The following is a 19,476-nucleotide window of genomic DNA, read 5'->3' as shown; positions in this document are numbered from 1 at the left end:
TGATTTTCTATACCTGTTGGTATTTAGCGATTGCATGAATAGGTATTGATTATTCTCCCAAACTGTATTTGATGGTAGACTGTGTCCTGTGGGAAGAACACATCGCTGCTATGCACTTTGTAATATCCATCCGGTACCCGGGAGGTGAGTTGCGAATTGATGAAAAAGTCATTCGTATATAATAAGCCGGCATCAGGATCAGGTCTTTTTGTATATGCGAAGTACACCTGTAGTGGTACGCCGTTGCACATATCGGCGGCGGAAGTACTGTAGTGCAATTCATGCTGATGAAAGGGAAGTCCTGCATCGCAGTTCTCTACCTGACCGGCATAGTTGTAACAAAGCTTTCGCAGAATGTTCCTATCCTGGTCTTTTACCATGTTTAACCTGCCCATATAATCATAACCATAATAGGTATTCCTGTTATTGGGATCCGTTTCAGTGGTCATGCCATTCAGCAAATGGTAAGCGTATGTATATACCCTGGCCGCAGATAAAGCGGTGGCCGTGCGCAGTGGTTGCAGAAAGAGTTGCAAACTGCTTTCGGAAGGAATGGACGCGCTGAAATTATCGACCGCCTGTTGGCCACCCAATACGGCAACCACGGTAGCATAGTCGGCGTTTACGATCTTTGCCACCGGATACAGGTAATTATAACTGTATATATAACAGGTGTTGGGGCCGCCAGGCACAGCCGTACTGGCTACATTGCCTTTTACATCGTACTGTAAATATTCTCCGTTTATGATCTGGTTGCCACCTTTGAATTGTGTTTTAGCTGCCTGCGGCAATATGAGCGCTGTGTTGGGAGAAAGATTTTCGGCAAAATCAGTCTGATCTTTGTTGATCTGTATTCCATTGGATTGCTGTTCGGTTGACACCAACACGCCTAACAATCCCGCTGATACCATTTTAGGGTAAGGAGCCGTGGTTCCCATATCGGCAGGATATTTATTGATCCTGGTGAGCGTTTTGCCATCACTGGAAACTGTTTTAACCTGTTTTACCAGGCGATAGGCTGTGTCATATAAATAGTCGATACTGGATGTTAGCTGCTGGCCGTTCTCAAAAACGGTTTCCGTTTCCTTTTTTAAGTATGGATAATAAGTATAAATAAGACTGGCTGTAAGGCGAAGCGAGGGTATGCCGGCTTTTTTTATACTATTGAACGTTTGGGCAAGCACCCGTACATGATTTCTAAAACGGGCAGTGTCATCATTATATTCATATAGTGTTCTTTTCTTTATGGCCTTCGTGGCATCGTAATGCTCTTCCGAAAGCGGCTGGCCTCTTTCAATGTCCATGCTAATGCCTTCCTCTTCTTTCCAGAATTCTTTCAGCGTGGCATTGTCCGATACCTTTTCAACAACAGGATGGTCGTTGTAACCATTGTCGTAATTCTTATACTTATATACCGACGCGCCGCCATCTTCATAGGCTACAGTAACTTCTGAGTACGTAACATGATTGCCGCGGGTGGCGCCCAGTGGAAAAATAGGGTTGGAACTCCAGGTGGTCATCTCAATATTACCCCTGAAGGTGGAGGTCCAGCCTGAGTATTGGGCAGGCGGTTTTACCTCACCTGCGAGTTGTTCGTAGTAAATGGGTTGCCAGCTAAGTACGCCGCTGCTGGTGGTGCCGCCGGAAAGATAGTTTTTGACGTAATGATATCTTTTCGATAACGCTTTTTGTCCCGGGCCTGCATAATCAGTGGCTCTTTTAATGCGCACGCCACCGGTGATCCGGTTGGCGCCGGTAACTGTTGTAAACGGCCATGTTTGTACGGTAGTGCTGTACACATTCGGTTCATACTCAAACTCCGTGTAGCCGCCTGTTGGATAAGTGATCCTGTTCAGGAGCTCTGCCTGCACAAAGTTGGTGTCTGGTTCTTTACTGTTAAAGAAATCCTGCTGATTAAGCGTGGTTACATAATACCACTGATCATGTGTATTGATATAGGGATTGCGGCCATTGTAGAAGCCGTAATGATCTGTTTTGTAAGATAGATATGGCGGCAGCTGCATGCCATTGTAGCCGAAGTACCAGGTTGGCCCTTGTTTATAGTCGTTGCCATGCACCCGTACGGACATCAGTTTTAAACGAACATTGGTATTGGAAGTGTAATCAAAGCGAACTGTTTTGTACAGTTCGTTACGGGCATCTCTTATTACTATAGAATCCAGCTTTTTCGATCGCAGGTTTTCGGTAAGCGCGTAGCTTATATCATCGTACCAGGTAAACATATTTTCATTAACAGCCTGGTCTGCATATATACTGGGATCTTTGGGAAATTGCAGTTGTTCGGTGGCTTCTGAATAGGAAAGGGCGATCGTTTCTTTTGGTGTGGTAATCGTTTTGAGATAACAGGCATTTACCAGCGTACTTTTTTCTGCCATGGCAATGGGCAAAGGGGTTACATCTGTATTTGTTGTACTACCCACGCGCCAAATGGATCTGGTGACGTCGCAATAAGGCACTTTGGTAACCTCATATCCTCTTTCGTAATCGAGGGTTATGGTATAGCCATTGGGTGATATAATGGAGGTGAGGTGCCAGGTCATAGGTGTTATCATGTCGGCGAGGGCCTCCATAGGCAGTGAGCTGAAGCTGTGCCCCGGTCTGCTGAACTCAATGGAATTATCTGTGCCGCCAAAGATGTATTGGATGCCCATATCATCTGTGATGATGACCTTGTAGATCATTTTTTTCTGCTTCAATTTATTATTGTAAGGCCGTGCCCAGGGTATGGTACTACTCTGGGGCAATAGCGGCATAATAAATTCCTTGTTTTCCACTACCTGTGCGGCTACCTTGTAAAACTTATTAGCAGTGGATCTAACTTTGAACTCAGACAACTGGTTCATATAGAATTTGCCGGTAATGTCGTTGAAGTTGAAATAAAATTCATCGGGGTTCGTCCTGTCCTGGTCGGCGATAAATCCACCGCGCGATAAATGGGTATTTAATTTGGTAAGGGAACTCCAGTCGGCATCACCGGTAGGATTGTAGCCCACGGGAATAGTCGTTTGGCCATTATCATAAGATTCATAGTCTGGCATGCCCTTCACCACCCGGGTGATGGCGCCGCCGGAATTAAGCGCCCATGACAGGCCTACAATACCCGGGAAGAAATCGGGCTTATTGCCGGATGCATGGTAGCTGATGCCTACCGGAATTTGCAGTTCTTTATAAGCGATGTTGTGCAGCGGTAAGCTTACCACCGCCGTACCGGTATAATTGCCCACGGGTATTTGCCCGAATATGCCTAAACTGGCAGCCGAAGGCGACGCCGGAATGAAATCCTTATTCTGGCCATTGGTCGTTGGTACATTGATATTAACCTGATTTTGGCCATACGAATGAAGAATAGCGAGTAAACTTAAAACGATAAAGGTAAATGGTCTGGTCATACATTCAACATTAGATATGAGGTGTTTGGTAATAACTATTTTATGGAAGGATCGATATCCTCCATCCATTCATTAAGATGATGACATATGTATTCTATCTGAAAAATCAGTCGTTTGCGGTTGTCTACAAACGGGATTGTGCTTTCTTCTGTAACGAAAAAGTACAGTGAGGATGAATGTCCTGAAAGATGTGATTCTTATCAGAGTGAATAGCCCGACAGGCAATGTGAGGTAATAGGTAAGGTCTTGTCATAAACGGTTTCGGTTAGTGGTTACTTTGAGAGTACGAATGTAAGTGTAGTGTTTGTTGAAAGCAAAGATTACTTATCTTTTTTTGACACAGGGCGGGCCATAGAAGCATAGCTTACGCAAAGTATAGGTTATAATAAAAAGGTGCTGATGTTATCAGTATCTTTAAAAAAACAAATACTTAATTAACGTCAAATGGAGTAAGATTGCATTCAGGAAGTTAAATATGTTATCAATAACTACTATTGTTCAATTACGTACAATCGGGACGTACTTATTAGGTACAAAGGTTTAATCTATCACAAATAATAATAATGGAAAATATGCTCTTTACTGAATTGCAGGATAAACATGTAGCCGCCTGGAATGAAAAAAATGTAGCCAGGCGTAATGAATTGCTTAAAGATATCTATGCAAATGATATCAAGATGTATGACAGGGAGTTGACCCTTAATGGTTTACAAGCAGTGTCGGATTTTATCGGAAAGCTTATCGCTGAAGATCCGGTTTACAAGTTCTCCGTAGTTAAATCTATTGATCCATTACAGAACAGTGCAAGGCTTTACGGACAAATTGAAACTTCCGGCGGCGTCCTCAACAGTATGGATTTTTTCGTGATCGAGAATGGGAAAGTGGCACATTTATATGCTTTTTTAGAGCCTGCCCCGAAGGCTTCCTGATGCCGCAAACCGAATTATTAAATACGCCCTGATTGATAAGGAGGGGCCAACAGGTAAATTTTTCAGTGAAGAAACAAACCCGGCAACTGCGGAGATCAGCTGGTAATGCCTGTTGCCAGATGGTAAATGGAAATTGTTGGAGCTAAGTAAGCTGTTTACACCGTCAGGATTTCATCAAAACAAAATAAAGTACAAATGACAGAATTTTGGGAAGAAGCCTTTAAAGACAAACAGGAAATGTGGGGCAACGGTTATACCCAGTCGGCTTTGCAAACGGCCATGATGTTTGATGAAAAGGGGGTAAAAAAGGTACTCATTCCCGGTATAGGTTATGGTAGAAACGGTCAGGCTTTTCTTAGTAAAGGAATGGAAGTTACTGGTATTGAAATCTCAAAAACAGCGATTGAATTGGCGGAGAAGCGCTATGGTTCAGCAATGAAAATTTACCACGGTTCGGTAACAGATATGCCTTTCAGCAATGATCATTACGATGGTATTTTTAGCTACGCCTTAATTCATCTTTTAGACGAAAACGACAGAGCCGCTTTTATTCGGAAGTGCTATGATCAATTGTCCGATAACGGGTACATGGTATTTACCGCCATCTCAAAAAAAGCCCATACATACGGTAAGGGCACATTGTTGAGTAAAGATCGCTATGAACAGTTCGGAGGCGTGAAAATATTCTTTTATGATAATGCTTCCGTTCAAAAGGAGTTTGGAAGCTTTGGATTATTTGAGATTACTGAAGTAGCAGAGAATCAGCCCATGTATTTAATCAAATGTTTTAAACAAGTATCGTAAAGCAGTCATTGTGCTATGATCATCGTTGTTTGTGGTAGTCTATCCATGTTTCTGCGTCCACGCCACTGGCTCCTTTTTGTTCGGGCGTTAAAGCTTTCCTGTAGCAGTGATACATCGATAAACTCATGCAGGTTCGCAACGAAATCTTTAGATGAATTAAAACGGTATTTAATAATTGCCATGTACGAAAGCGGTGGATGGGATAATAATTACGAACTCAATAATCTCTATCACAATTTAAAAGCTTTCAAATAATAAAGCTGTCTATTGGTTTAATTTCATTTGTTGAACAAATGGTTCAAGTATAACATACCCTTAAACCTAACTTATGTGGTCACCCCAATACTATTATCTAAATATTTACCATGACGCAGAATTGAGCGTTCATTACAACACAAAAGCCTTCGGATTCGATCCGAAGGCTTTGATCCTTTTCAATGGTTTATCTATAACGCCATCCCGCCAGTTACTTCGATCCGCTGACCATTAACCCACTTCGCATCCTCACCACATAGAAAAGCAACCACACCCGCTACATCTTCAGGCACACCCACTCGTCCAAGTGCTGTAATACCTGTAACAAAGCTTCGCATCTCAGCAGTATCAACCATCGTGCCGCCGCCAAAAATAGCTCCGGGAGCCACAACATTGGCCGCAATGCCCCGCTTACCCAACTCCAATGCAAGGAACTTAGTATAAATATCAATAGCTCCTTTTACCATTCCATAAGCAGAAGTACCTGCAAAAGAATTACGGGAAATTGCAGATGAAATATTAACAATCCTTCCCCCATCACTGAGGATCTTGAGTACCTTTTGTGTGAGAAAATAAACACCTTTCATGTGGATATTTACCATCTCATCAAACTGTGTTTCCGTTGTTTCCGTAAGCAGAGAGACGATACTGGTGCCAGCGTTATTAATAAGAAAATTTAAAGAAGCACCCTTTAATTCAGTCTGTACGCGCTCTACAAACCTATCAAAACTGTTGACATTAGTTATATCCAGCTTTAAGCCAATTGCCTCACGTCCTTTTGCTTTTATCTCAGCTATTGTATTAGCAGCTTCCTGCTCATTACTCAGGTAAGTAAATATAATGTCTACGCCTTGCTGGGCCAGCTTTAAAGAAATTTCCTTGCCAATGCCACGGCTACCACCTGTTACTAACGCGATCTTTTGATTTTCCATTTTTGTTAAGTATTGTTTAAAAACAATACAAAGGTTACTTAAACAGCCACCAACAAAAATGGCAGATCAATCAATTTTATGTATAATTCAATCTTTCTATTTTGATTGCATGCGAAAGACCTTTGGAGAAAGTCCGGTTTCACTCTTGAAAAATTTCGAGAAATGTGCAAAATCTGAGAACCCAAGGCTGTCAGCAATTGCTGAAATAGTCCAGTTTGTTTGCAACAGCAATAATTTTGCTTCCTGTAATATGCGGCCGGCGATGAGTTCGGAAGTAGTTAAACCTGTCGTCTCTTTTAATACCTTATTGAGGTGATTGATATGTACAGACAATTCGGCGGCGAATTCTCCGGCCGACCTTAATCTGATATGCTGTTGAGGATTTTCAATCGGAAATTGCCTCTCAAGTAATTCAACAAATAAAGAGGTCGTTCTTGCAAATGCGTTATGGTTAGGATGCAGGTGTGTTACTGATTGCAGCTTTTGTCCTATGTGAATTAATTCAAGGGTGTAAGCCCGTAACAGATCATATTTATACGCATAGTCGGAACTGAGTTCCTCTGTCATATAGCCGAATATGGTCTGTATTTTTGCAAGATCTTTGTCGGCAGGGAAGAATACCGGATATTCAGGTGATTTGTAAAGCGGTAATTCGTCAAGCATCAACCCACTTTTTGTTGGATGAAGAAAATCAGCAGTAAAAATACAGCAGCTACCCGTTTGTACGCTATCAAGTGTCCATTTTAATGGCGTTTTAGGTGATGTGAAAACCAGTGCCGGGGAGGATATTTCTATTATACGGTCGGGATATTCGATCAGAGAATGGCTGGAAAGAAAACTAATCTTATAGAAAGTGCGGCATTGATAAGATACCGTGGAATTATCATTATAATTTTGTTTGATATCCGTAAAATTGAAAATATTGAAATGACCTATTTCCTGCTGGATACCTGTTGGTAATAATGCTGCCAGTTCAATGGACGATCCTTTGGATAAACCATCTGCAAACTCATCTATTGTTTTCATACTACTGCCAAATATGTAATAATCAAAGTTATCATATTATAACAGATTTTGAATTTTTATCCTGAACCGGCACTTTTAAAAAAATGACGCAAGGCGCTGCTGGTTTCCTTCGGAGCCGCCTCGGGAAAGAAATGACCGCCAGGCAGCGCTGAACCTTGCACATTGTGAGCCCAATTCCGCCAAATATTCAGCGGGCCGCCAGCCTCAGTATACCAGGTATCTAAAGGACCACCAGCACTCCATAAAGCTAAAACCGGACATTGAATACAGTTGCCTTGTCTTTGATCTTCCCTGTCGTGCATATAATCGATGGTAGCCGCTGCTCTGAATTCTTCGCAAATAGCGTGTACATGTAAGGGATCACATAATTGTTGTATATACGAAGCCTTTACTTCCCTGGAAAAAAAAATTTCATCAGTTCCCCAGTCAGAAAGTGCATTATCAATTATCGTATCAGGCGCTCCCGAAATGAGCCGTTCGGGAAATGGTGCGGCTTGCGATAATAGTGACCAGGGCCAAAAATCAATAATATGCCTGTCGGCCCGGTCCCATACTTCGGCAACAGGTAAAATATCAAGCACCGCCAGTGCTTTCACGTGTTCCGGATGATCAAGTGAGAGCCGATAAGCCACACGGCCTCCTCTATCATGACCAGCCACCATAAACTCAGTAAATCCTAATTGCTCCATCACTTGCACCATATCCCAGGCCATGGCCCGTTTTGAATAGGGTGAATGGTCTTTATCAGAAGGCGGACAGCCACTTTGACCATAGCCCCTTAAATCGGCACAAATGACCGTGAAATCATTTGCCAAAGCCGGTGCCACTTCCCGCCACATTAAATGGGTTTGTGGAAAACCATGTAATAGCAAAAGACCCGGACCACTTCCTAACCTGCGAAGAAAGATAGTTGTAGATTCCGTGTTCACCTTAATTTGGTCGGGATAACCTGAAGCAAATGCCATTTCATCTGATTTACTGTTCGCTGTATTATGATAAAAAATGATGCCATATCCAATTAAATTATTTGCAATTGCGTCAACACCAAATTGGCCTGATTAATATCTGAATAGCAAGTCGGGAGTGAAACTTTTCGCCCCCGGCTTGCTACTATTAAATACTACCTTTTCAGGAACTTCTTTGTAATGATCTCCCTGCCATTGTACAACTTGAGAATGTAAACACCTAATACTTCCTGTGTTGTCGTATGGAACATACACATTATTGTTAGGTGTTACCTGTTTGAAAGCTTTGTTCAGGATGCACCCTACCCTAACTCATTATTTGAAAGCTTTGTTCAGGTTGGAGCCTACGTAAACTCAGTAAATGAAATGTTTTGCGAAACACAGCCTTCTCCAACTCAGTTTTTGAAGTGGTTTTTTCATTATGCTACCTTTACCAGCTCAGTATCGGAGCATGTTAGTCAGGTATTGGGCTTTCCTTGTCGGGAATTAGGGCTTACCCAACCAGTATTTGATTTCGCTAATTACGTATTGACCTCACCCAGGTAGTTCTTTTGCACTCTTTAATAAGAAATCGTCAAAATCTGTTGAGAAAAAGTGTTTTCCCAATAAGGTGTAGGCTATTACCCGACAGGTGTTCACGATGACTTTTTGGGCGAAGGCTTTTACCTGATTGGCGATGGCCATTACCTGATTGGGTATAAGGTTTAACCTGATTGGTTTAAGGGTGTAACCTGTTAGTGAAAGCTATTACCCGACTGCCGAAAGCCATAACCCGACTGGCGAAGGCAATAATCCGATTTGGAAAGATCATAACCCGACTGGGAAACACCATTACCTGACTGGCGAAGGGTATAACCCCACTGGCGAAGACTACAATCTGATTGGCGAAGGCAATAACCTGATTGGTGAATACCTAAACCTGCGTTGGGTGACCCAAAAAAGAGTTGGACAGCTCATATTTTGCTCTGGTCAATTCAAAAAAAGAGTGATGGAAAGCAAAACCTGAGTTTGGCGCCTCAAAACCGAATTAGTGGCATAAAAACCGTTACTTAGCCGCTCCCAGCCAGGAGCGGCTTTAAGAATTCCCTTCTACAAGTACTTCGCATTCTGGTGAACCGTTCAGCACCATGGCTGTTCTGGAATAGGAAGACCAGTGACAACCCACCACATACTCGCACCTCGAAAGTAATAAAAGGTCTACCAGATCTTCTCTTGTCTCCTCGAAGTTGAATTGCTGTTTTGGCCATCGCACAGTAAGCGAACCTTCTTTTTCATAGGTAATAATATTCCCGGGGAATCTATTTAAATATTCAGACTGCGTTTGTTGATTATCTGTAGCCAGAAAGATCTTATAACCTGCCTGTATCAATTTTTCAATCTTTGAAATAAAAAGGTGGTCGGGCGACATTTGAATGCTATTGATGTTATCTGTGCGGCGAATGTGTACGCCTACAACCCGTTTCCCTTCAAAATGTTTTTTTGAAAAATCAGCAACCGTTGCTAAAACAGAAGTTGAAGGCTTAGGCAGGTAATCGATGAGGTCTTTGAGGGTTATTTTTGGTTCCCTGCGGTCATTGAATATCTGGCAAGCCTCTATGATCACGTTACACTGATCTCGGAAATCAAACTCCTGGGTTAAATGGCTTCCCATTTGCGATTGAATATATGTATTATAGAAGGTATAATTTCCCTGTTCTGTTGGTAATTCTGTAATTATATGAACATTTGGGTCTGGTTCAAATAACTCTTTAAGTTGTTCCCATGGCCACAGAATAGAACAGCGGGCATTATAAAGGGAGCAAAGTCTTTTGGCCGATGCAATGGCCCGTAGCTGGTTACATAAACCGCCATCTCCAATAGTGATAAGGTGTTTCATCTGGATATTTTAATTCTCGATCTGCTTTTGCTCACTGCTTTCACACTGAAATAAATGTATTATTTTCAAACATGAAAACCCCTTCTCTTATCCCCGGTTTGTTGCGGGAGCAAATGATCCTGCCAGCCTCGGCATTACCTTTGGAGAGAATACAATTGTGTAAATTCATTTTTTGATAACTCATTTCGGAGGCAGTGTTTTTAAGACTGTCTTTTTTCGTATTCTGAATGGCGTTATTATACTTTCGGTCTTTTACCAGTTCATAATTCAGCCCAAACAAGTGAAGGCGTTTAAGGATATCCAGGTCCTGGTAACCCATAGGCAGAAAGGATTCATCATAGCCGCCTACTTTAAGAAAAAACTCTTTTCTCATACTGATGCGGCCACAGCTTCCATCGTTAAAAGCACCACTAAACTGGTGCAGCAGTAAGTTGTCGCCGAATTTATCAAACTGTTCCATCACAAACTCCCCGCCCCTGCTGCCGGTATAATTGTCACAATCCAGGTTCACCACCACTTCACCATTTGCAAAATAATGCGCCGTGTTTTTAGCAATGGAAGCGTGCCAGGTGGTTAGGGTGTCTGTATAAAAATATTGCAAATAACCCGAGCGCAGCTCTTCACTGAAATTGGAAAGCACCCACTCTTTAAGTCCATCTTTACTTCCAAAATCAACCAGAATAAATTCTACGTCATTTTTGTTGGGTAAGTTATCGAATAAATTAGTTGGCAGTGTCTTGGATATCTGGTGGAACCTGTTCATACAGGTAATGCAAAAGGATACCTTCTTCATAAAATTAAATTTGAGTACGTATCAATATTCCTTTTTTCTCAAAAAAACTTATTTTCCGTTTAATGCCTTGTTTTGTCAATGAGGAATCGGCCGACCGTGTGGTCAATTCCATGGACAACTTGTCGGTTACGGCGAGCGCACTTACCGGTTTGCTGAATGCAACAAGGATCTTCTCGTCTGTTACGGTTAAAACTTCTTCCTTTACCCGGCGATCTATCATATCGGGATATACAAAAACCGTATAAAAATTCTCATCTGTAAGTACGGTCTCCAGAATAGTTTTCATAACACTGATATTATGATTTCTGAAAACTTTAAAAATTCGTCCTTGTGGTTGTAACTGCAGGTATTTATCTGAATCTGTGCCGGAGGTTAACGGAGTAGCCGGCTTTTTGTCAAAACAAAGAAAATACTGTTCCTGGTTTAATTTAAACAGTTCATACTCGTGTAATGCTTCAACTGTATTTAATTCTTCTGCGGTGAGGTGTTGTTTATAGTCCGCCAGAAGCGTACTGAAGCTGTCTTTGTCACAAAAAGACCTGAAGTCTGGGATGGTGAATGGTCCTGTTTTCTCTTCAATGATCTCTTTTAACGTAAAGTAGGTGAAATAGAAGTATTGCAATAGGCTTCTTTTATTGGTTGCGGCTAATTGCAAACCAATAAAGGGGTAGCTGCTGAGCAGCCTGTTATTATTATCGCTCTGGTTAAACAGTCCTGTGTTGGGGCGGCAAAGGTATTTTCCGGAAAGAATTCTTTTACCTATGTGATCGGGCAAAAGGGATAGTATGCTGGTTAACTGGTTTTGTAGTTTGTCGATGAAACTATTGCCGGCTTCACCGGCCAGTTTGGCAATTGTCATTCTCATCATCATCGCTTCGACAGGAAAAATTACTGACATAACAGAAGAAAGATCGTCATCGGTTGACACCGTTTCAAATATGTTTTGAAAACAGCGATCGGCGATTGTATCAGTAAGTTCAAGTACCGGTTTGGTTATGTGTACCAGCGACTCATTGCCAAAACAACGGCCAAGCTCATGAAAGGCCAGACAGTAAGTATATTGCAGATGAATAAACAAAATTTCATTTTGTATGCGGCCGTCTATCCAGAACATACCGGTTTTACAAATACGCATGTCGCGGATGATGCCTCCTGTGAGCGCATTGATCTTTTCAAGCACAGTTGTGTTACCCGAAGTATAGTAAAGCGCAATAAGCCGTATTAAAAGATTGGCCTTCATACCGGCTGAAGCATTTACCGAAAATGAATTTTCATAGTATTTTTCAGCTATCGACGAGGCTGCGGCGAGGGAATATTCATTCCCTTCGGCCTTTTCAAACTGTAGTAAAAGCGGGATCAGGCTGGCAACCGGCAGATTGTCATCCTCACGGAGGTCCGTTTCATTCAACTCCTTCCAAATGGCGGCAAGAGGCTGATCAATATTCAAATCCTGTGCAAACTGAAGCATAAATCGTTTTTAAAAGATTGGCAAAGTGGCTGACTTTAATAAACTAAAACTATTTATTCATAGGTTAAGGGTCAATACGGCATGCCACATTTCAAATGCGGTTATTACTAAAACGTGTGAGTTCCCATGTTAGAAGGTACTTAAAGCACACATAGAAGAGAGTTAAGGGTATTATGTTTTTGTACTGAGTACGCATTGTCGTGAGGTAAGAAGAAAACCAGCATTACTTTATAGCCTCATATAATCATATACCTTTAATTGTTTACCTTTAGGTAATTGTTGGCTCACTGGTATTTCAATTACTTTACCGGCTTTTGATTAGTGGTATTTAACAGGGTTATTCACGTAATACCTGTCACTATTTACATATCTAATCAAATCAAGCATCTATGAGGAAAGTAAAAGAATGTTTGCCAATAGCCCTGGTTTTCTCCTTTTTTTCTGCTTCAGCGCAGGTTGCATTTACTCCTGGAAATATTGTTGTATACCGGGTAGGTACAGGAGCTGCTACTTTAACAAATGCCGCAACGGCAGTCTTTTTAGATGAGTATACTTCATCAGGTACGTTGGTTCAGTCCATTGCCATGCCGGTGGCGGTAAGTGGTTCCAATAAAATACTAACGGCAGCTGGCACGGGCAGCTCGGAAGGGCTTTTGAATTTATCTATAGATGGGCAATATGTGGTATGTACAGGTTATAATATAGCCGTAGGCACCAGCGGTGTAGGCGGTTCGGGCAGCACTACCCGGCCCCGAACGGTAGGTCTTGTGGGTTATAATGCGGTTATTAATACTTCCACAGCTTTTACCGATCTTTCTTCGGGCGGCCCCGTTAGGTCGGCCATATCAATTAACGGTACCGATGTGTGGGCCTGCGGCGGTGGCGCCACTGGTGGCACAGGCGGCGTAAGATATGCAGCCGTTGGCGCTACCACTTCAACGCAACTTCATTCCACAGGGCCAACAAATCTTCGCGCAATAAGTGTGGCGGCCGGGCAATTATATGTCTCGGGAAATAGTGGAAGTCCAAGAATAGGGAGTGTAGGAACCGGGTGCCCTACTACTTCGGGCCAAACGGTCACCGGGCTGCCTGGGTTTCCTATAAACGGATCGCCCGGGCAGTTTGTATTACTCGATCTGAATGCCGCAGTATCGGGCCCTGATGTGCTGTATGTTGCAGATGATGTGAACGGTCTTGAAAAATATTCTTTTGTTTCCGGCAACTGGGTTGCCAATGGTATAATTGGAAATTCTGCTGATGATTACAGGGCATTGGGTGCTACCGTATCAGGAGGTACCGTTACTTTATATGCTACCCGCAGAGGCGCAAACAGCTCGACTATAGAAGGCGGTGAACTGGTAAAATTTACTGACCCTTTTGGCTATAATGGGACCTTTGTTGGTACACCTACCGTAATAGCAACAGCCGTAACAGACAGAACTGCTTTCAGGGGCGTTTCAGCCGTTCCCGTGCAGGTTGTTTTACCTATCAGTTTAGTAAGTTTTACCGCAGATAAAATGAATAATGATGTTCAATTGAATTGGGCTGCATCAGATGCCAGGAATTTTAGCCATTTTGAAGTAGAGCGTTCAATGGATGGGCTTTCTTTTTCTTACATAGGCCAGGGTAACCTACGTGCAACCACCCTGGGCACACTCAAATATGATTTTAAAGACGCGGGCATTCTACATTCATTAGCTCCGGGCCAGTTATTGTACTATCGGTTGAAAATGATCGATACAGATGGGCATATTCAGTATTCAAAAATGGTTAAGGTTGATACCGAATTCAAACCAGGAACAATAAGTGCATACCCCGATCCATTCATTAATGAGATCTTTGTAAGAATTACTGCTTTAAAAGAAGAGCGGGTTAACCTGTTAATGGCAGATGCTAAAGGGAATACGGTAAGTTTAATACAAAAGACCCTTCAGCCGGGAGAAAACAAGCTCACTTTACATCCACCGATTCATTTGCCAAAAGGCGTTTATTTACTTCGTGTATATGGCAATAACATAAATACCACTTTAAAGCTTGTAAAATAAAATTAGCCTCCAATGAGTTAGCCGGGCTGGCAACTCATTGGAGGCATTAATAATTTCTATTTATGGCGCTTTCAGATCAGCGGCCTCATTAAAATCTTCTATTTGATAATTATCTTCTTCACTTTCCAATGCATAAGTTACTACGTTGGCTATGGCCATATTATAATCATCAACCTTTGGCAAACCTGCATACGTACCAGAGCTATAAATATCACTGGCATCTACACATATTCCGCCCAACGCACCACCCTGCCCTGGCCATGAAGGTGTACCAACCGATGGCACATAATTCGCAGGATCAAACTCCTGACCCGGAGCGCCTACATAGTCGTACCAGGTACATGTGTATACTGTTGCTTTACGAAATGCAAAAGAAGCAGTAACAGCAACTAATAAAACCAACACGGGAACAAAATTTTTGATTCGTTTCATAAGTTTAAACTTTAATAATTAAATAGTCGGCTGCATTAATAAGGGCTGCAGACCTCGCCCCTTTATTAAAAAATTGAATAAAAGACCTGAAATGTTATTGCTGTTTTTTGTTCATTAAAAAGATGGCCCTGATCGTTATTGCCATATAGAACAGATTAAACAACAGGTGTACGGGCCACGACATTTGTGATATAACTCCGCCACAAACACATGGGAGATGGTGAGAATATACGATGAGTATATATGTAATGTAACCAGTGAATACCGCTAGTAGGCCAAGGGATATAAAATAACCCCATTTTTTTGTTTTATTAAAGATCAATAACAGGCAAACAACGATCTCACTTAATGGTATAAGGTACGCCAGTTCATGTACATATGGGCGAAGAACGGGCGATTTGAACATTGCCTTTTCAAAGTCTGCCAAATCGATTAGCTGAGAATTAGAGAAGAATTGCAGTTTACTAAATGCCGTGTAGGCAAATAAAAATATAAGCAGGTGGCTCACTTTTATATTCCGGGTTAGCCATTCAGATAGCGTATTAAAAACACTTGGTTTGTTCGTTTCAGGGTTGTGCTTAAACAATACTGTATTCAGCATAACAAACAGGTTTAATGGTAGAATATTGGCGTTTGTCATGACAAAGGTATTGCAACAAACATCCTTTTGGTATAAAGAAACAGCGTTAGTAAGCAAACTACTTAATTAATTTAGTGTGCCGTAAAGTATATTATGGAATGATGATGGTATCCCTTTAAGGGTTTAATAAAAATGGGGCTGGATAGACATCCTGCCCCGTGCTGCTTATGTGTTATATTGAATCCAGGTGTTTATTTGCCATCGTCTGTTGTCTGTGCTACTGGTTGTGCCCCTTTACGTAGCATCAGAAAGTGAATGATAGCACTTAGGTCTTCCTGCGACATGCCTATTGAATAAGCATGATTGGTAGAATCACGCAGCTCGTGCCGCGCTTTATAAACATCCAGCTGTTTAGCTGTAAAATTGGGAATGCCATCCTTTCCTTTTTTGAAAATGCCATGGCATTTTGAACAATTGGGTTTATATAACTGGTAGCCTCTTTCCAGCTTGATCTTCAGTTCCTCTTTTTGTATATCGGTGAGCCATGTTGGTATATTATACTCTATTTTAACCTGGGTGGCGCATTGGGCAAAACATATCATAAGTACTATGCAGGTTAGAATGTTTATTTTCCTCATAAACAAGGGTATTAGTGGTTTCAAAATAATTAATAAGTGCCGCCCACCTTTCGCTGGTTCAGCTCATGGAGCCTGGATGATGGAAGTTTCGCCGGCGGGCTTTCTAACGGAATATCTTCATTCAATGAATTAATAAATGCAATAAGCGCTTTCTTCTCTGCCCCTGTAAGCCTTAATGAATCGGATGATAAGGTTTGATTGTCAACTGCCAGCCCTTTACCAACACCGCCACCGGCATCATAAAAATCAATCACCTCTTCCAGTGTTTTAAATATGCCATTGTGCATATATGGCTTTGTGAACTGCGCATTGCGAATGCTTCCGGTTCTGAAAGCATGCAGAGTTTCTTTGGCCGCATTTATTTTATACCTGCCCGAATCATTGTTTATAGTTTTAAAAGTAGTGTCTTCAGGCACGCCTATCACTTCAAATTCGCTGCCTACATAAGGTGGTTTTACGCCGTTGAACAGCGGTACAAAATGACAGGTTGCGCATTGTGCCTTGCTCATAAATATATTGAACCCTGCCTCTGCTTCCTTTGAAAGAACAGCGTGGTTGTTCATCGCCTTGTCGAATGGCGAATAGTATTTACTGAAATCGCTGTAGTAAGTTGTAATGGCTGAAGCAAGATGATAAAAATTGATGGCCTTATACCCGGGCGTGAACTTCAACAGGCGTTTAAATGCTTCATTATAGTCGGGGCAGCTTAAAACTTTTTTCAGAATATCATCGGGCGTGCTACCCATTTCATCGGGATTCGAAGTTACATCTCTCGCCTGCCCTTCCAGTGATATATGCTTACCATCGAGCATTAATAAATGGTTATAGATTGCATTTACAAGTGTTGGTGTATTTCTTAATAAAAAATGCCGGTTGTCGAAATTCAGGTTGGTGGTCGTGGCCGTATCGTTAAAATATTCTGTTGGCTTATGGCAACTGGCACAACTACGCTGATTGTTCCCTGAAAGTATGGGATCGTAAAACAGTAAGCGGCCAACGTTCTTTAATTCTGACAGCGCGTTTGCATCGTTAACCCCATAAAAAAGCCCGTTGGTGTTTTGCCCTTTATACAGCGTTTTATCAAAAATTGAATTGCAGTTATCATTTAAAGTAAAGTCATTGTAACTGGTGGAATATACTTTGTATTCCCTGATCATTTGCTGGTTTAATGCAAATAGCGGATTAATATAGTTCTTGATAAAATTGAAATGGTCAAATGTTTCGGCATCTTTAGGTTGTTTGTCAATAAAAGCAATGGTACTGTCGTACAAACGCAGGTATGCCGGTTTAACGGCATAGGTGCTGAAGTTTTGGTCATAACTGGTGTAAATGTCTTTTACACTTTCAAGCATGTATTTTAGTTCCGGAATTATGTTAGCGGGTTCGGGGCATTCGAAACCGGTTGTGTATAAGGCCGCCAGGTTAAGCAGGAATAACCTGTTTGCCAGAAAGAAATGATGATAGGTGTTTAAGTTCCTTGTAATAGAGTCGGCCTGAAATGTGTTTTTTGCATCAATGGATGCCTGTATCAAATGCAATAAACTGTCTTTTATTATCTCCTTTTCATCGAGGTACAGTTCGGCCAGTGTAAGCCCCGCTCCTTCTCTTTTATAGGGACGCTCAAATTTTTCGAATACTTCGGTTTCCCATTCTACAGGCAGTGGTCCGTTTATTTTTTTATACATTACCGGTTCAAGGTATCGTAGCCAGAAATCTATTCCTTTTAAAGCCAGTCGTGCTTTCCTGATCTGCTCTTTCACGGCCGCAATACCTGCCTGGGTTGAAAGATCGTTTGTTCGGATGGCTTTCATCAGGTCTATTTCGCTTTCGGTAAAACGGTCCAGCTTATCGCGGTAGTAACTAATATACTGTTCAGCCACTCTCATGCGAAAAGAGAATGTGCCCAGTAAGGTAGCCGCAACAATTACAGCTATCATGAAAGCGATCTTGTTCATAACACAATATTTCAGCAGCCAAAAAAACTACCACCTTTCCAATGCCAGTTTATGCGTACTTACCAGAATATTCTTTTCGTTCAATATGCGTACATAATAAAATGCCTGTGCGGTAGCGGTAGGCACCTTCATAATGGTGGTTTGCGTTTGCCGGGTTACAGATACTTTTTGCTTTAATACTTTTCTGCCCAATGGATCGGCCAGCTCAATGGTGTATTTGCCCGCAGGCAGATCACTAAACTGAACAGTTACTTCATCGAACAATACAGGGTTTGGATATATTCTTGTAATGCCGGTTTTAACAACCGGCCTGTCAAATAATACAAGGGCTGGAATAGTTTTTCTTGTTTGTAAAACATTACTGCTTGCCAAATCGGCAATGCCATATACCTGTTGCTGTACCGGGGAGGATACTGCCTTCCAGGTTTTGTGATCGACAATAAATGATGCTTCTGTAAACATCGAGCTGCTAATGATGAGTTTTCCATGCTCATCAACTGCTGCGCCATTTGTGGTAAAACCGGCAGGTAACCCTGTAATGGTTGCCAGGTAGGTAGCCACCCTGGTATTTACATCTATCATAAATACGCGGTTAGCAGCTGTAATAAGATAAAGATTGCCGGCATCATCGGCCACCATATCGCCCCCGGCATTGGCGCATGGGTTCAGTGCCGTCATTTCTTTGTTGTGCGGATCATCAACCAGTTCGCCCAGGTTGGTAAGAACCGGTTTATCATTTGTTGTAAAACGGATCAAATGGTTGCCGTCGGTGGTTATTGTATATCCATACCCATCGGGCGTTATCACCAGCCGGGTAACCGGACTGGTACTTCTAAATAAATAATTACCGGCCTTACTAAAAGAGAGGGCTGCATCGCTGTATACTTTCATGGTGGCAAGATCGATGTACCGCAAATTGTCATCGTTCATGGGTACATAAAAAAGCCGGTTGGTCTTTTGATCATAAGCCAATGCGGCTACCCCGGTATTGACAATGGGCGCTGGCGAATTGTTGACCACTGTATTGCTTAAAACTACCGGCCCTGTTACTTTATCGAGCAACCGGTGTGTAGTAATGTCATATTGTGGCAGCTCCTTATTGTTCATGTTTAACAACATACTACTGAACTTACCGGTTCCCGTATTCAACCTACGCAACGCCACCCAGTCGTTGCTGCCTTTTTTTTCTGATGTAACAGCATAGGTGGCGCCATCTGACTGGCCAATAATTGAACCGGGGATCAGAATAAATATCAACACATACCTTAGCAGCTTATTCATAACAGTGCATTTTAAAGTTGAAAGGTCTTTAAATGAGGCCCGTAAATTCTGGAATTTACGAGCCTCTGGTTTGCCTGAAGTGACGGT

General features: G+C 42.0%; 15 protein-coding genes. 3 read left to right on the top strand and 12 right to left on the bottom strand.

The features are described from left to right. Positions 1–23: 23 nt before the first annotated feature. A complete protein-coding gene (locus GGD38_RS36820; protein WP_375300953.1) occupies positions 24–3,410 on the bottom strand; it encodes a hypothetical protein in 3,387 nt (1,128 codons plus the stop codon). Between the two features lie 563 nt (positions 3,411–3,973). On the opposite strand from GGD38_RS36820, the gene GGD38_RS36815 reads away from it, so the two are divergent. After that, complete coding sequence (locus GGD38_RS36815; RefSeq protein WP_375300954.1) at positions 3,974–4,339, top strand: nuclear transport factor 2 family protein; 366 nt, start codon at positions 3,974–3,976, stop codon at positions 4,337–4,339. A gap of 195 nt (positions 4,340–4,534) precedes the next feature. Further along, positions 4,535–5,143, top strand: a complete 609-nt coding sequence (locus GGD38_RS36810) for a class I SAM-dependent methyltransferase (protein WP_375300955.1) — start codon at positions 4,535–4,537, stop codon at positions 5,141–5,143. Positions 5,144–5,589: 446 nt separating this feature from the next. On the opposite strand, the gene GGD38_RS36805 is transcribed toward GGD38_RS36810, so the two are convergent. The 6 genes from GGD38_RS36805 to GGD38_RS36780 all read right to left on the bottom strand — a co-directional run bounded on the left by GGD38_RS36805 (position 5,590) and on the right by GGD38_RS36780 (position 12,458). Beyond that, positions 5,590–6,330: an SDR family NAD(P)-dependent oxidoreductase gene (locus GGD38_RS36805; protein WP_375300956.1), complete on the bottom strand. Its 741-nt coding sequence runs from the start codon at positions 6,328–6,330 to the stop codon at positions 5,590–5,592. 96 nt (positions 6,331–6,426) lie between these two features. Next, positions 6,427–7,356, bottom strand: a complete 930-nt coding sequence (locus GGD38_RS36800; RefSeq protein WP_375300957.1) for a helix-turn-helix domain-containing protein — start codon at positions 7,354–7,356, stop codon at positions 6,427–6,429. 56 nt (positions 7,357–7,412) lie between these two features. Next, positions 7,413–8,321 (bottom strand): alpha/beta fold hydrolase, encoded by a 909-nt coding sequence (locus GGD38_RS36795; protein ID WP_375300958.1) that lies wholly within the window; start codon positions 8,319–8,321, stop codon positions 7,413–7,415. A 1,075-nt stretch (positions 8,322–9,396) separates the two neighbouring features. Next, positions 9,397–10,197 (bottom strand): hypothetical protein, encoded by an 801-nt coding sequence (locus GGD38_RS36790; RefSeq protein WP_375300959.1) that lies wholly within the window; start codon positions 10,195–10,197, stop codon positions 9,397–9,399. 40 nt (positions 10,198–10,237) lie between these two features. Continuing rightward, positions 10,238–10,990, bottom strand: a complete 753-nt coding sequence (locus tag GGD38_RS36785) for a glycosyltransferase family A protein (protein ID WP_375300960.1) — start codon at positions 10,988–10,990, stop codon at positions 10,238–10,240. Positions 10,991–10,994: 4 nt separating this feature from the next. Then, the gene (locus GGD38_RS36780) at positions 10,995–12,458 is read right to left on the bottom strand and encodes a hypothetical protein (protein ID WP_375300961.1); all 1,464 of its coding nucleotides are present in this window, start codon (positions 12,456–12,458) and stop codon (positions 10,995–10,997) included. Positions 12,459–12,847: 389 nt separating this feature from the next. Between GGD38_RS36780 and GGD38_RS36775 the strand changes: the two genes are divergently transcribed. Further along, on the top strand, positions 12,848–14,503 hold the full coding sequence (locus GGD38_RS36775; protein WP_375300962.1) for a T9SS type A sorting domain-containing protein: 1,656 nt from the start codon (positions 12,848–12,850) through the stop codon (positions 14,501–14,503). Positions 14,504–14,563: 60 nt separating this feature from the next. Here GGD38_RS36775 and GGD38_RS36770 read toward each other — a convergent pair whose 3' ends face one another. From GGD38_RS36770 to GGD38_RS36750, 5 genes are all read right to left on the bottom strand, one after another. Next, the gene (locus GGD38_RS36770) at positions 14,564–14,935 is read right to left on the bottom strand and encodes a hypothetical protein (protein WP_375300963.1); all 372 of its coding nucleotides are present in this window, start codon (positions 14,933–14,935) and stop codon (positions 14,564–14,566) included. A gap of 94 nt (positions 14,936–15,029) precedes the next feature. After that, positions 15,030–15,536 (bottom strand): MauE/DoxX family redox-associated membrane protein, encoded by a 507-nt coding sequence (locus GGD38_RS36765; RefSeq protein WP_375300964.1) that lies wholly within the window; start codon positions 15,534–15,536, stop codon positions 15,030–15,032. Positions 15,537–15,766: 230 nt separating this feature from the next. Continuing rightward, on the bottom strand, positions 15,767–16,117 hold the full coding sequence (locus GGD38_RS36760) for a c-type cytochrome (RefSeq protein WP_375300965.1): 351 nt from the start codon (positions 16,115–16,117) through the stop codon (positions 15,767–15,769). Positions 16,118–16,182: 65 nt separating this feature from the next. After that, positions 16,183–18,108, bottom strand: a complete 1,926-nt coding sequence (locus tag GGD38_RS36755) for a cytochrome-c peroxidase (protein ID WP_375300966.1) — start codon at positions 18,106–18,108, stop codon at positions 16,183–16,185. A gap of 27 nt (positions 18,109–18,135) precedes the next feature. Continuing rightward, on the bottom strand, positions 18,136–19,389 hold the full coding sequence (locus GGD38_RS36750; protein ID WP_375300967.1) for a T9SS type A sorting domain-containing protein: 1,254 nt from the start codon (positions 19,387–19,389) through the stop codon (positions 18,136–18,138). Between the last annotated feature and the right edge of the window lie 87 nt (positions 19,390–19,476).

It is taken from the genome of Niastella sp. OAS944 (assembly GCA_024809215.1).
Classification (GTDB): Bacteria; Bacteroidota; Bacteroidia; order Chitinophagales; family Chitinophagaceae; genus Niastella.
This window is presented reverse-complemented; position numbering and strand designations above follow the sequence as displayed.